14 protein-coding genes and 2 pseudogenes are annotated in these 13,600 nt (G+C 70.6%); 9 read left to right on the top strand and 7 right to left on the bottom strand.

Features of this window, described 5'->3' with window-relative positions; genetic code table 11:
• The first annotated feature begins 178 nt into the window (after positions 1-178).
• From ACIRG6_RS05495 to ACIRG6_RS05470, 6 genes and pseudogenes are all read left to right on the top strand, one after another.
• Positions 179-664 carry a DoxX family protein gene (locus ACIRG6_RS05495; RefSeq protein ID WP_403320895.1) on the top strand — a complete coding sequence of 162 codons (486 nt, stop codon included), beginning with the start codon at positions 179-181 and terminating at the stop codon, positions 662-664.
• A 535-nt stretch (positions 665-1,199) separates the two neighbouring features.
• Entirely contained in the window at positions 1,200-2,045 is an 846-nt protein-coding gene (locus tag ACIRG6_RS05490; RefSeq protein ID WP_403320892.1) for a sodium:calcium antiporter, read from the top strand.
• Positions 2,046-2,071: 26 nt separating this feature from the next.
• Positions 2,072-2,272: pseudogene (locus tag ACIRG6_RS05485) on the top strand (LCP family glycopolymer transferase); the annotation flags it as partial.
• A gap of 1,265 nt (positions 2,273-3,537) precedes the next feature.
• Positions 3,538-4,086, top strand: a complete 549-nt coding sequence (locus ACIRG6_RS05480; protein ID WP_403320890.1) for a hypothetical protein — start codon at positions 3,538-3,540, stop codon at positions 4,084-4,086.
• A gap of 266 nt (positions 4,087-4,352) precedes the next feature.
• Positions 4,353-4,832 carry a hypothetical protein gene (locus tag ACIRG6_RS05475; RefSeq protein WP_364683883.1) on the top strand — a complete coding sequence of 160 codons (480 nt, stop codon included), beginning with the start codon at positions 4,353-4,355 and terminating at the stop codon, positions 4,830-4,832.
• Between the two features lie 866 nt (positions 4,833-5,698).
• Complete coding sequence (locus tag ACIRG6_RS05470) at positions 5,699-5,902, top strand: DUF6417 family protein (RefSeq protein ID WP_364683887.1); 204 nt, start codon at positions 5,699-5,701, stop codon at positions 5,900-5,902.
• An 82-nt stretch (positions 5,903-5,984) separates the two neighbouring features.
• On the opposite strand, the gene ACIRG6_RS05465 is transcribed toward ACIRG6_RS05470, so the two are convergent.
• From ACIRG6_RS05465 to ACIRG6_RS05445, 5 genes and pseudogenes are all read right to left on the bottom strand, one after another.
• Positions 5,985-6,218: a hypothetical protein gene (locus ACIRG6_RS05465; RefSeq protein ID WP_403320888.1), complete on the bottom strand. Its 234-nt coding sequence runs from the start codon at positions 6,216-6,218 to the stop codon at positions 5,985-5,987.
• Positions 6,219-6,517: 299 nt separating this feature from the next.
• The gene (locus ACIRG6_RS05460; RefSeq protein WP_403320885.1) at positions 6,518-6,913 is read right to left on the bottom strand and encodes a hypothetical protein; all 396 of its coding nucleotides are present in this window, start codon (positions 6,911-6,913) and stop codon (positions 6,518-6,520) included.
• A gap of 323 nt (positions 6,914-7,236) precedes the next feature.
• Positions 7,237-7,503: pseudogene (locus ACIRG6_RS05455) on the bottom strand (IS701 family transposase); the annotation flags it as partial.
• Between the two features lie 121 nt (positions 7,504-7,624).
• Complete coding sequence (locus ACIRG6_RS05450; RefSeq protein ID WP_364683893.1) at positions 7,625-8,320, bottom strand: response regulator transcription factor; 696 nt, start codon at positions 8,318-8,320, stop codon at positions 7,625-7,627.
• A complete protein-coding gene (locus tag ACIRG6_RS05445) occupies positions 8,292-9,521 on the bottom strand; it encodes a sensor histidine kinase (RefSeq protein ID WP_364683895.1) in 1,230 nt (409 codons plus the stop codon). Before ACIRG6_RS05445 ends, ACIRG6_RS05450 begins: the two co-directional genes overlap by 29 nt.
• 963 nt (positions 9,522-10,484) lie before the next feature.
• Between ACIRG6_RS05445 and ACIRG6_RS05440 the strand changes: the two genes are divergently transcribed.
• Entirely contained in the window at positions 10,485-10,973 is a 489-nt protein-coding gene (locus ACIRG6_RS05440) for a hypothetical protein (RefSeq protein WP_403320882.1), read from the top strand.
• A 19-nt stretch (positions 10,974-10,992) separates the two neighbouring features.
• Here the strand turns inward: ACIRG6_RS05440 and ACIRG6_RS05435 are convergent, their stop codons facing one another.
• The gene (locus ACIRG6_RS05435; RefSeq protein WP_403320879.1) at positions 10,993-11,190 is read right to left on the bottom strand and encodes a hypothetical protein; all 198 of its coding nucleotides are present in this window, start codon (positions 11,188-11,190) and stop codon (positions 10,993-10,995) included.
• Between the two features lie 404 nt (positions 11,191-11,594).
• Here ACIRG6_RS05435 and ACIRG6_RS05430 point away from each other — a divergent pair, with 404 nt between their 5' ends.
• A complete protein-coding gene (locus ACIRG6_RS05430) occupies positions 11,595-11,819 on the top strand; it encodes a hypothetical protein (RefSeq protein WP_403320876.1) in 225 nt (74 codons plus the stop codon).
• Between the two features lie 530 nt (positions 11,820-12,349).
• On the opposite strand, the gene ACIRG6_RS05425 is transcribed toward ACIRG6_RS05430, so the two are convergent.
• Positions 12,350-12,982, bottom strand: coding sequence for an ATP-binding protein (locus ACIRG6_RS05425; RefSeq protein ID WP_403320873.1), 633 nt, complete (start codon positions 12,980-12,982; stop codon positions 12,350-12,352).
• A 200-nt stretch (positions 12,983-13,182) separates the two neighbouring features.
• On the opposite strand from ACIRG6_RS05425, the gene ACIRG6_RS05420 reads away from it, so the two are divergent.
• A complete protein-coding gene (locus ACIRG6_RS05420; protein ID WP_225634493.1) occupies positions 13,183-13,491 on the top strand; it encodes a hypothetical protein in 309 nt (102 codons plus the stop codon).
• The last annotated feature ends 109 nt before the right edge of the window (positions 13,492-13,600 follow it).

Raw genomic sequence — 13,600 nt, 5'->3', positions numbered from 1 at the left:
CACTTCGCCGATCCCCTGCGGGAGCACACGTCACTGGTGCTCGATGTCCGCTCGAGCTGGGGGAAACGCGCGTTTCTGGCGTTCCAACCGGAGCATCGCCATGTTGGCCAAACACATCCTGAAGTCCCCTGAACGATCCACTACACCGGCGGCGCGGTCCGCTCCCACCACCGCGCCGATGACGGCCGCCGCCGACGTCGGGCTGCTGCTCATCCGGCTCACCTTCGGTCTGCTGATGGCCGGACACGGGGCGCAGAAGGTCTTCGGGCTGTTCGGAGGCCCGGGTCTGACGGCGACGGGTAAGGGGTTCGCGGCCCTGGGCTACCACCCGGGCAAGCTCTTCGCGGCGGTCGGGGGCATGTCCGAGTTGCTCGGCGGCCTCGGCCTGGCGCTGGGGCTGCTGACACCCCTGGCGGCCGCTGCCCTGATCGGCGTCATGATCAACGCCATGACCACGGTCACCGGCGCCCACGGCCTGTGGGATACGGACGGCGGAGTGGAGTACAGCGTGTGCATCGCTGTCGTCGCGCTGGCCGTCGCAGCCATCGGTCCGGGCCGGCTGGCCGCCGACCGCCCCTTCCGCTGGGGAAAGGGCGGCTGGAAAGAGGCGGCCTTCGCCCTCGGCCTGGGGGGCATCGCCGCGGCGATCACCCTCAGCCTGTAACACCACAGCGCCCACCCGCCTCGTGAAGTCGCGTCCGGACTGCGCATGCCCGCAGGGACGTTGGTGGGCTCCGGGGGAGCGGCGTGTAAGGTCGGCGGTCGCGAAGGGGAGTAGCCCTGCAATACCGGTCGTCGACATACTGGAGCCCAGCGCTGGGATCCCGGTGACCGGGCCCGCACCGTGGTGCGGGTGGGCGAGACCTTCGGCCCTTTGTCGACGACGTATGCGCGTGTCGGCGGGGTCGAAGCTGCCGCCGTTCCCCTTGTTTCGCGCGGTCGTCCTCGAAGCCCCCGCCGGTGCGGGAAGGCTTGGACCGGACCTGTGATTCATTTTGTTCTCCTGATCGTCTGCGCGGTGGCGATCTACCTCTCCTGCGAGTGGTTCGTCAACGCCGTGGAGTGGCTCGGCGAGCGCCTCGACGTGGGAAAGGGCGGTCGGCACGATCCTGGCCGCTTTCGGCACCGCCCTGCCCGAGTCCGTCGTCACCCTGGTCGCGGTCACCACCGGCGCCACCGATGAGGCCAAGGACATCGGTGTGGGGGCCGCGATGGGCGGCCCGCTGGCCCTGGCGACCGTCGCCTACGGCGTGACCGGCGCGATGCTGCTGCTCAAGCGCCGGCGCGAGCGCAACGCTGTCCCGGCCATCACGGGGTTGCCGCCCTCGGGCCCGCTCACCTACCCGGATCCCGAGAACGCTCTGGGTACGGAGAAGGACATCAAGCGGCTGGCCAAGGACCAGAAGTGGTTCCTGCCGATCTTCATCGTGAAGGTCGCGCTCGGCCTGGTCGCCTTCGCGTTCAAGCCCGTGCTGGGTCTGCTCTTCTTCGCCGCGTACGCGGCCTACTTCTGGCGGGAGATCGGCGGAGGCCAGGACGAGGACGAGGAGGGCGAGGAGCTGGAGCCGCTCAAGTTCCAGCCCAAGGCCGCCTCCCCCGCCACCTGGGCCGTCGTCGCGCAGACCCTGGCCACCCTCGTGGTGATCTTCTTCGCCTCGCAGCTGTTCGTGAAGCAGCTGGATGCCATCGGCCCCATGATCGGCCTGTCCGCCTCCGTCACCGCACTGCTGCTGTCCCTGATCGCCACCGAACTGCCGGAGATCATGAACGCGGTGATCTGGGTTCGCCAGGGCAAGACCAAACTCGCCCTGGCGAACATCTCCGGCGCCATGATGATCCAGGCCACCGTCCCCTCCGGCCTGGGCCTGCTGTTCACCAAGTGGCACTTCGACGCCGCCCTGCTGTGGTCCGGGCTGATCACCATGGCCGCGATCGTCTACCTGCTGCTGACCATGCGCGCCCACAAGCTCACCCCCGCGCGCCTGTCGGTCGCGGCGGGCTTCTACGTGCTCTTCGCTCTCGGCCTGATCCCCATCCTCGGCTGAGCGACGCCGGTGGGCACCGGGCCTGGAAATGGGCCACCGGCGTCTCCTTCCCCCGCGACTCCTGGGTGCAGATCCCCGCCTGCGACCGCGGCAACGGCTCTGCGTCCACCGCGCACCACTTCAAGATCAACGAAGCGTTCACCATCGGCGGCACCACGGGCGACACGGCCAGGGCCGCCGCCTGCACCATCAAGACCGTCGAGGCCAACACCCGGGTCCGCATCGACGTTCACGCCGTCGGTCGGGGGGTGTTTGCGGCCCCGGGGCAGTGCGGGGCGGAGCCGTTGTTCGGGTGTTCGGCGGAGGCAGTCTGTCGTGCCGTCTCTTGAGGGTGTGGTTCTTGGGTGAGCGAGGTCCGTGCCGTGTACGGGCACAGCCGGGGTCGTGGCGTCGTGGGCACGGGTGTGGTCCCGCAGACGGCGTTCTGAGGCTCCGTCAGAATACTGCTGTCATAGCCATAGCCATAGCCATAGCCATAGCCATAGCCATAGCCATAGCCATAGCCGTAGCGATAGTCATAGCCGTAGCTGTCGGGCGGTCGTTGGGACCTGCTGTCGGCGGATGTGCTGGAGGTGGGCTGGTGTCAGCCATGCTGCTGGGGCGTGGGCCCGGTGATGCCGGCGCTCTCGAACGGTGAAGGCTGCCGGCGGGACAGGGCGTCGTGGTCTGGCCCGTGGGCCGGACGTGGTGGGCTTTCGGTATGTAGGTCGTTGCCGCCTGAGTGTCGAGTTCGGACGGCGCCGGGGTTGTCGGCGGGTGTGGCGAGTGCGGATCGGTTCCGTTCCGGTGTGTGTGGGCGTCGGGATTTGTTCTGATGGTTGAGCTTGCCGGGCTGTGGCTGTGCGGGCGGTGGGAGGGGTGGGCGTGGGAGGCCTTGGCGGGCGAGAGCCGTCAGCATGTCCTGGTCTGGGGGGGCCTGCCGGCCGGCCCGTGAATCGAGTGCTTTCTTGCGTCCAGGGCTGAGAACAAGGGGGGAGCTGTCGAGTCGTGACGAGCTGGGACGCCATTGTCCGTTTCCCCCTGGCAGGGGCGGTATCCGGGGCGCCGGCCTCGGCGCGTCTCGCCGCGCAGTGCATCATGCCTGGTCAGTGCGATGCCTCGGTGCTGGATCTCGTGGGACGGGGCAGTGCCGCAGCGGCCTCGTGGGCGGCTGCCTCGCCGGGACCGGCCTGGCCGGGGCCCGGCTGGGCAACGGCACGACAGGAAAGGTTCGGCCTCGGTAACACGGCTCAGCTCATCGGGTCCGCAGCGACGCGCCGTCATGACGGGGGTGAGAAGGCATCAGAACATCACTCTGAAAGCCTAATAGTATGTCAATCGCCTTTTTCGGCAGGTGACCTGAGGTGTCGTCAGGTTGTGGAAGGAGCCGAAGAATACCCCGTTCGGAGCTGAATCCCCGGCTTCTCGAAATGCCCGTCATATCGGCTCTGGGTAAGTTCGTTCACGAGCCGGCCGAATGGTCCGGCGTCTCTGTTCGACAGGAGATGGTGAGATGAAGCTTCGTTCGACCATGGTCACCGCTGGTGTGTCGGCTGCCGCGGCTCTGGCTGCGACCGGCATCACCTACGCCTCGGCCGGCACTGCTTCGGCGCCCCAGGAGGTTCCGGCCGCCGTGGCCGCCCCGACCGGCGGCGACAGCGGCAACAGCAAGGGCGACGAAGGCAAGGGCAACGAAGGCAAGGGGGACGAAGGCAAGGGCAACGAGGGCAGGGGCTACGGAGGCAAGGGCAACGACCGGGGCGACGACTACGAGGACGAGGGCCGTATCCAGATCAACGAGCGGTCCTACTCCACTCACGCCGGTGACTGCATCACCGTGGTCAGCGGTCTGGGCGCGAAGACCCTGAACATCCGCAACGACAGCCGTAAGACCGTCGAGGTCTTCCGCGGGGCCGTCTGCGACAACGGTGCTCCCATCGCCACGGTCGGACGCCACAGCTCCAGCTACGGCGTGCGCCCGGGATGCGTCGAGGGCATCGACGTCGACGAGGGTGTCGTGGCCAGCTTCCGGGTGATCAAGCGCCACCACGACGAGTACTAGGCCGCGGCCGCCCGCACAGGTGGAGCCCCGGCCCGCTGGAATCGGGCCGGGGTCCCAGTTTGGCCCATGTGTGTGGCGGTCACGTCCCCCACATCCCCTGTCGGTGTCGGACGCCGGGCGCGCGGCATCCGGTGTCCAAGCGGCCGCACCCTGCCTTCACATCCCCGCTCACCTGCGGTTTTATGCCGCCTGTGCCGCGTGTTCCCCGTCCGCTGCCCCGGCTGTCCGCCCGGTGCTTTCCGGCCCGCAAACGGGTGAGGAGTGACATGAGTATCCGCCTGGTGGAAGACGTGAGCGACGGCACCTACGTCCTGGACGGCCTCGCCGTCACGCTGACTCCGGCAATGCCCTGGCTGGGACACCAGGCCCGCTGGGAGCTGAACGGCCGCCTCAAGGAGCCCGTCGACCTGACCCGGGTCACCTGCAACGTGATCATGAAGTTCGGGCCGGTGAAGATGTTCCAGAGAACCTACAGACTGCCCGCCCTGCTCGAGACCCTGGGCGCGAGGCTCTCGGGCGACCTCACACCGGCTGCCGGACCGTGGCGGCAGACGTGGAACCTCCAGCTCCCCGAAGCGGTGCCGGTGGCCGAGCACCGCATTCTGGTGCACGCCCGCACGGACAGCGGACGGAACTTCCTCGCACTGGACATCGCCCTGAACTTCAGCCACAGATTCCGTCCGGCCCCGGTGAGCGGCCATGCAGGCTCACGTGTGCTGCACGGCTCACACAGCGCCGGCACGTGACGCGCGCCGCGCCGGTCCGCTGTCAGCACCGTGGCGACGCCTTCCCGCACGACCCCGATCCCGCCCCGGTGTTCCTCGTGTCCGTCGAGGCGGCCGGCACCGGACCCTGCACTCTGCGGCTTGTGGTGCACATCGAAGCCGGCACCGTCACCGACGCTGCCGGCGGCGAGCTGGGTGGTGGCGCGTTCCAGGGTGCGCGGGGGTCGGGTGATCCAGCAGGCCGGTGAACGCCGCGAGCGCCGCGGCGGCCAGGGTGCACGCGCCGGCCGGGGCGAGGCGGTCCGGATGGGGTGTCCGCGGTCGGTGACCATGGTCATCGGGTAGGTCACCCGCAGCGCGCCGCGCATGGTGGTGCCGGGGGAGCCCGGCATCGTCGCCGCCACGATATCCGCGCCGTCGGCGCCGGTGCGGGTGGCGGCGGTGGTCTCGTTGCGCAGGGCGGCGGCGATGTCCGGCTCGCCCGCACGGGCGGTCCCGGTGACGGTGGTGCCGGCGCAGTCGGTGAGCACCCGGCCGTCGCGCTCTACGATCACGACCCGGGCTCCGGCGTTGTCCTCGGCGTACTCCCGGGCCAGTTCCGGCAGGGCGGTCAGGTTGCCCTTCTCGGTGTTCTCCCCGGCAGCCCCGGCCGGCATCGAGGCGTCGCGTTCGACGCTCTGGGATTCGACGCTCTGGGGAGCCGGGATCAGCGCGTGTCTTCGGCAGTCCGCTGTGCTGCGTCCGTCCTGCCGCACGGCAGAGCGGGGGCACGGAGGAGCGCGGGAGCGTTGCCGCGGCCGGCTGTGTGGGGGACGATCGTTGGCTGAAGTCCTGCAGAGCCTCTCCCCGGCGCGTTACCGCGCCAGGGCTGGGTACGTTGCCCGGTCATGGACGACGACCAGCACATCGACCTCGACGAGATCGGCTTCGCCCCGGTGGACACCGCGGCGCGCCTGGCCCAGCTGACGCTGGAAGAGGCGCATGACGTGCTGCGGCTGCTGGTGACGGTGGCGCAGGAGCAGGGGCCGATGTCGAAGGAGGCGGACCGGCTGGCGAAGGCGATCGCCTTCCACATCCCGTCGGAGAACTGACCCGGCACGCAGCCTGCCGCACCGGGGCGGGACAAGCCGATGCAGTGCAGCTGGACGTCGGGCCGGCAGTGGCCGCAGGCCTTCAGGCCTTCAGGCGAGGAGCGGGCGGGCTTGGCACGGCCGACGGCACGGTGCCGTCGGCCGTGCGGCAGTCGCCGGCGTGGACCGGCAGGGGCGGGCGCCGGGCGCCGATGCCGAGTCCGGCGATCCACTGCGGCGGCCGCGGCCGCGGCCGGTTGGTCCGGCCGTCGTCCACCTGCGCCTGCCGCTGAAGCATCGCGGCGATCTTCGCGTCGATGCGCTGCACCCACAGCACGTGCCGCATCCTCAGCGTCGGGAGACGTCTCGGCCTGCCGAGGCAGAAGTGGCGCGTCACGGCCGGCTGCCCGTCGTGGCGGCCCCGACGGGCGGATCCGGCGCGCAGCGGCCGGGACACCGTCGCGGTGCCGATCCGCGACGGTGACGGCACGCACCGGCTGCCGCGGACCGAGACCCAGCAGCTGCCTGCCGCAGGGACTGCGGGTACCGCTGCACCCAGGTCAGCAGCGGCCGGCCCGGTGAGCGGTGGCCGGACTCCGATCACACGGCGTCCCACGGAAGGCACGCACCGGGCAGTCACCGGTCACCCGTACGACCATCAAGCCGCTCGATGCGCGTGGTCCTGCTGACCCATTCGGCCAGAGTGAGCTGTCTGACCAGGGCTACGCGGACTGAGCTGCTCCGACGCGGTGACACGTGGCTGTGCACGGTTCGGCCATTGCCATGCATCTGCTGGTCCCGGCCGGTGCCGTGGGCCAGGGCATCGCGCAGAAGAGACAGGTGCGGTGCCACGGCGGCAAGGCAGTCGTGCTCATTCCGGCGCGCGTCGCAGGCCGTCCGGTGACGGGTCCTGTGGGGATGGCCGGGGCTGCGCAACCCCGTGATGCCGGGGCGGACGGTGAAGGACAGATCCTCGACGGCTGCCTTGTCGGTGTGCTTCCTGGTCAGGCACTGGGCTTTATTTCCGATCATGGCGATACCTCCGTTCCGGGTTCCACCATCGCCCAGCAAGGGCCCCTGGCGCGTCATCCCCGCGCAGCGATTCACCGCTACCACGGCCGCGGTATGCAGCCCGCCGGCCTACCGCGGCGACACAACCCGTGCGCCGCCGCAGCTGCTGGTACTGCAACGGTGTTTGCAGTGGCTGGTGGCCAGGTCAGGGGCTGTGTCCGCGTCGTTCGCAGTGACTGGTACGGGCCTGGTGCCGGCGTCGTCGGCGCCAGTGTGACCGGTGCAGGATGTGCCCGAGGGGTGTGGGCCGGCGGTCGGTGAGGCGGGTGATCAGCGCCGTGTCCCGGCGAGGCTGAGGTGGATGAGCTCGGAGGATCCGTTTGTGCTTTCCCGGTATCCAGCTGCCGGAATCGCAGGACGGTCAGGCAGGCGTGCGCGGCCATGGCGGGGGTCATGTGGCGGTGCCATCCGGGGGAGCGGCGGACCCGGTAGTCGTCCAGGCCGCATTCCTGCTTGGCGCTCTGGAAGCATTCCTCGACGGCCCACCGGCTGCCCGCGATGCGGATCAGGTCATCCCGTGGGGTGCCGGCGGGGCAGTAGGCGATGTAGGGCGCCGGCGCGGACTCCCGGGGCTCCGACCTGCTGAAACGGTGCACGAACCGCCATGGTCCCCACCCATGACCACACCAGCGACCGACCTGGCCACCAGCCACGGCAAGCACCGTTGCCGTACTAGCCGGACATGTGTGACTGACCCGGTTCCGTCGCCGGACTGACCAGTCCGCACTGGTAGGCGATGACCACGAGCTGGGCCCGGTCACGAGCGCCCAGCTTGGTCATGGCCCGGTTGACGTGGGTCTTGGCGGTCAGGGGGCTGATGAACAACTCTTCGGCGATCTCGTCGTTGGAGAGGCCCAGTGCGACCAGCCTCGTGATGTCGCCTTCTCGAGCCGTCAAGCACTTCAGCCGCTCGTGCACGGCTCCCGGACGCGGATCAGGCTGCGCCAGGAACCGGGTGATCAACGCTCGCGTCGCCGACGGGGACAACAGCGCCTCGCCCCCTGCGACCGTGCGGACGGCATTGAGGAGCTCTTCGGGTCGCGCGCCCTTGCCAAGAAAGCCGCTCGCACCCGCGCGCAGTGCCTCGGCGACATGCTCGTGATCCTCGAAGGTGGTCAGAATCAGCACCTTCACATGAGCGAGGTCCTCCGACTCGCTGATGAGCCGTGTCGCTTCGAGACCGTCCATCTCGGGCATGCGGATGTCCATCAGAACCACATCCGGGTGCTGTGCGCCGGCCAGTTCCACCGCCTCCCGCCCGTCGGACGCCTCGCCCACGGTCTCCATGTCGTGCGTGGCGTCGAACAGCATCCTGAAGGCGCCCCGCAGCAGGGCCTGGTCATCGGCAAGCAGTACGCGAATTGTCATGCCCTTCCCTCCGATCCCGTGCCTGGCCGGGCCGCAGCGGCAGTTCGGCGGTCACGGTGAAACCGCCCTCAGGACGCGGTCCCGCACACAGCCTGCCTCCGATCGTGACAGCCCGCTCACGCATCCCGATCAGCCCGTGGCCGGTCCCCGAGGAGACGTGAGGCGGCCTGGCCGAGCCGTCGTCCTCGACGGTGATCGTCAGCTGTTCACGACCGTAGTGCAGGAACAGCCGGGCGGTGCCCGTCCCGGCGTGCTTGCGCACGTTGGTCAGGGACTCCTGCACGATGCGGTACGCAGCCAGGTCGACTGCCGGCTCAAGCGGTTGAGCCGCGCCGCACCGGGTGTGGCTCACCGCGAGCCCCGCGCGTTCGAACGACGCCAGAAGGGCCGGCACCTGCGCGAGACCCGGCATCGGGTCGCGTGGCTGCGCCGGATCGTCGGACTGCCGCAGCAGACCCACGGTCACCCGTAGCTCGTCCAGCACGGACCGGCTGGTGTCCCTGATGTCCTTCAGAGCCGTGAGGAGTTGTTCCGGCCGTTGCTCCACGAGATGGACGGCCACACCTGCCTGCGCATTGATCAAGGTGATGTGGTGCGCGACGATGTCGTGCAGCTCGCGTGCGATCCGCACGCGTTCGGCCTCCACGCGCTGCCGGGCCTCCTGCTCGCGGGTGCGTTCTGCGTACTCCGCCCGCTCCTCGACGGCCGCCACATAGGCGCGGCGGGAACGAACTCCGTCCCCGATAGCGGCGGGCAGAGCCGTCCACGCAACCGTCGCCACCATGTCCGGGTCCAGCAACGACTTGGAGGCGAGCATGGTGGCGGCCCCCACCAGAACGGCGGCCGAGGCAGTGGCCGCAGCCCAGGCGGTACGCCGGTCGGTGCGCACCGCAACGTTGTAGACGGACACCAGAACCGGACTGATCACCAGCGGGCTGTCCCGGAACCCGAGCACATGAAAGACGACGCCGCAGCCAACGGTGACGGCCAGTGCGCCGAACGGGTGGCGACGCCGCCACACCAGCGCGGCGCAGCCGACGGCCGCAAGCACCACGGCGGGCCACCGCAGCAAGAACTGGTCCTGGTCCGGATCGATCGACGCAGCCACAACCGACAGTACGAACAGCACAGCCGCGCCGATAGCGTCCACTGCGCGGATCCGGGCTCGCGTTGCCAGCCTCCAACCGTTGATCACCGCCATGCCACAACCGTAGGGTCGACGGCTGGATCAGGCATCGCCGCGCCCACGGTCCCCGGGCCCCGGGCGGTGCCCCCGGTTGCGTCCCGGAAAGCGATGTGCATGACCCGGACACGCCGGAAACCCGCCACGAGATGATCTGGCGGCCCGTTGACGGGTCGGAGAGGCCCACGCCCATGAGGACGGTGCCGGTGGGCGTCTTCGCCGAGCGCTGGCCAGGCTGCCCGGTCAGCTTCTCGTGCAAGCGCCAAGCTCGGACTGACCGCCTTGCGCACCTCGGCGAGGAACTCCTCCCTACGTGGGTGCGTGGGGTGGGCCGGATGGGCGACGCAGACATCGATGCCGGCAGCGGGCAGCGCGTCGACGTGCTGCCCGACCGGAAGGCGGCCACCGTGACCGCCTGGCTGCGCGAGCATCCCGGCGTCCGCGTGGTGGGCCGCGACGGCTCGGGGGGGCTTCGCCCAGGCCACCACCGACGCCGGCCCGACGATCGTGCAGACCGGCGACCGCCGGCACCTCTGGCACGGCCTGGCCGAAACAGCCCTCGAAGAGATCGGCGCGCACACCTCGTGCCGGAGCACGTTCGGCCCGCCGCTGCGCGAGGGCAAACGCGCCGCCACCACCCGATCGACGACGCCGTCGTCCACCTCACCCCACCGCACCCTGGCCCGCCCGCCGCCTGCCGCACCCGGCCCCGGCAGACAGAAAGGTCCCGTCCCCCGTATCTGGGGACGGGACCTGATGGAGCGCCGGGCAGGCCTTGCACCTGCATTTCCCCGCAGGAAGCGGGGCGTCCTTCCTTAGACGACCAACGCACAGCGGACGGCCGCCGCAGCGGCGCGCCTTGCAAGATCAATCATACCGGCAACCGCCCCCGGTGCGCACCGCCCTGACCGCGCTGAACGTCCGGCACCTCGGCCCTGCCCCTCGCTCCTGGCGACAAGTCCGACTCGCTACCTTGAGTGCATGTCAGGCAACGACAAGTCCCGCCTCATCCCGGCCGGCATCACCAAGTACGCCGCAGCCGGCCTCGCCGCCGCCGTGCTTCTCCTCACCGCGTGCGGCAGCGATTCCGAACCTGCTTCCAGCAGCCCGGACGAGGTCACGGAACCGCTGACGGAGGAACCGGCCGCCCCCGAACCCGCCGTCGAGGAGACCCAGGACACCTCCGTGCAGGACTACCTGGACGAACACGGCATCACCGACGCGATGGTGAGGCAGCTGGCGGCCGTCGCCGAGGCCAACAACTACGCAGACCCGCCGATGGGCGACGAGAGCGCCAAGCTGTTCGCCACGGTCATCGGGGACCACTGCGAGAAGGTCGCCTCCGGTGAGCTGACGTGGAACTACTACAAGGAGGACGACAAGAGCACGGGCGGCACGCAGGCCCAGGTGGACGCGTTCTACGGGTTCGCGGAGGACACCTTCTGCCCGTCGATGAAACCCGGGACGTAGGGGCGTCGCAGGCCGCCGCTCAGCCCTCCGTGCGGGCGGGGCCGTCCGCCTCTTCGCGCGGGGCGTCGTCCTGGCCGCGGCGGCGGGCCAGGAGTGCCGTGCCGGCGACGACGCATCCGATGGCCAGGATCTTGCCGGCCCCGTAGGAGCGGGACCAGTCGCTGCCGGCCGTGCCTGTGCCCAGGACCAGCCACAGCAGCAGGCCGAGCCCGCTCACCAGGAGGATCACTCCTCCGGCCGGTCCGAACCCCGCCCACCAGGGAGCGTCTGCGGCATCGGTGTCCTGGCCTCGCGCGCGGTCACTCACCTTGTGTCCCTCTCTCGTGATCATGTTCTTCGGCGGGGAAGACGCGCTCCACCGCGCAGGGGTTCCGCGATCCGCCGCCCGGACCCTGCCCCCGGCGACCGGCGACCGGCCCTCACCAAGAAGAAGAACATCCGCGTGCTGCGCGCCCCCGCGGCCCCCGCCGCCCCGCCTGGCGGCATGACCGCGCACCCCGGGGCACCGCTCACGGCCCCCGGCCAGCCGGCCCTCCGTGCGGCCGGGCATCACGCCGTAGTGCCCGGCCGCACCCGTCGCCGGGCTCGTCGGAGGGCCGTCCGCGGGCGCATGCTGAAGGGGTGGGCAGTGCGCCGATCGTCGTGCACGGCCGTTCCCTTTCGGGCGGCCGGAGGGTCACGGTGCACCGTCAGGGCGGGGACGAGGTCCTCGGTACCGCCTACAGCGACCACGACCTGGCCGTGTTCCTCGAAGGCGCCGGCATCGCCGACCCCAGGGCCGTCCTGGACGATCCGCGGTGGGTGGAGTGGCGCGACGCCCCCGCCCACAACTTCGCGGCCGCCTGAACCCCCTGGGGGGCTGCCGGGACGGACCCGCACGTCGCGCGGCCCGCCGCCGTCCCGCCCGGGCCAGGAGGCGAACCGTGCCGGCCCGGTCATCGCAAGGCCGGCGCTCACGGCATCCGGGGCAGCCGCAGTGCGCCGGGTTCCCGCCCCCCGGCCCGGTTGCCGCCGCCGGCGTACGTGTCCCCGGCCCCTCCCGCCGGCGGGCCCCGCACGGGCTGGAGGAGGACGGGCCGGCGAGGCCAAGGGTCTGGCCATGGAACCGGTGGGGGACGGTGTCCCGCAGTCGTCGGACCCTCGTGGTCAAGGCGCTGGTCGAGCATCCGTGGTTCCTCGTGAGCCGGCTGCTGCTCGCACCGTGGCGGTCGCCGTCCCGAAGGCCGTACCCCAACCGTGGAGCGCCGGTGTCCATCCCGTTTCCCTGATCGTCGCGATGCTGCTCTGCTCCCGGGCCTCTGCACGAAGCTGACGGCCGGTCACGGCCCGCGGTCACGTCCTGCTCATCCGGATCCCAGGCCGCGGAGAACGCGGGATCATGCTGCCCTGCCGCGTCTGTCGTCGACGTGGACCTCCAGGTCGGGCCAGTGTGCGGTCCACCGCGTCAGGGCGTCCGCGGTCAGTGCCCCTGGCGGTCGGAGCGGCTCGGCCGGCAGAAAGCGGACGAGCGTCCCGGTGGTCGCGTCGGCCTCGAGGGGTACCGGCTCTGTCACCGCAACACCGCGCTCATACCGCTGGGTCCAGGCCCCGTTGCGACGACGGTTGGTGTGAACCAGCCACTCGCTGAGCGCCGCCACGACGGACATGCCGCGGCGCGGATGCCCGTCCGGAAGCCGCTGGGCGTCCGGGGCGTCGAAGAACCGCAGGTCCTTCGACGCCATCACCGGCTTCTTCACGGTCCGGCCGTGATCATCAACGCGGGTGTCGGTGCCTCGTCCGTTGTCCTCGACGGACACGGAGCCGTCGCCGTGCAGGGTGATCAGACACCGGCCCTGCCCTTGGCTCGCTGCCTCGTCGGCGGCGTAGGCGACGACTTCGAGGACAAGGTGCCCCGGGCCGCCGGGAGCGAACTGCTCCGGCGCCCGGCGAATGTGAGCGAGATGGCCCAGGTCCACGTCACGGGCCCAATCGTGAGTGGTGTTGATCCAGCCGGCCCTCGATCCGTCCATCCCGCGAGTATCCGGCATTCCGTTCCGCCCCGGGACGCGGCACCCCACCGGCCCACGGCGCCCCCGCCGTGTGGCAAGCGGCTCCTGGACCGCGAGCGCCGGCTCTCGACAGACGCTGCCGCAAAGGTGATCGAAGCCGGACAGAGCGACGCCGCTGTCCAGTATCTTCGCCTTCAACCCGCTGAAGACCAGGAGCCAGCATGCCCACCGCCACGGAGACGGCCTTCACCTCCGGTGACGTCACCCACCGGCTCACCGGAGACGAGGTCCGGGCCGCCGCCGCCCGCCTGACGCCCGCCGACTCCGCCCGTCCGCACCCCAACCGGAGCTGGTACGGCCTCGTCGGCACCCACCTGTACTACGTGGTCGACCTGGTCGAGGAAGCCACCGGCGCTGCGGACGTGAAGGTCAAGACGGCTCGTCTCGCCCTCGCCGAACTCGGCTTCCCCGTCTTCGCCCTGGCGTGGAACACCCTGCTGACACAGGGTCACCCCGGCCACACCGGCTGAGTCTCCCGTCCGGTCCGAACGCCAGGAAGCACCTGATGCCCTGGCCCGGCCGTCGCCGATCCCGGCGTGAACCGGCCCTCCCGGCCGCCGACTTGGCCTGCCGGCCCCC

Source organism: Streptomyces flaveolus (assembly GCF_044765825.1).
Taxonomy (GTDB): Bacteria; Actinomycetota; Actinomycetes; order Streptomycetales; family Streptomycetaceae; genus Streptomyces; species Streptomyces flaveolus.
This window is presented reverse-complemented; position numbering and strand designations above follow the sequence as displayed.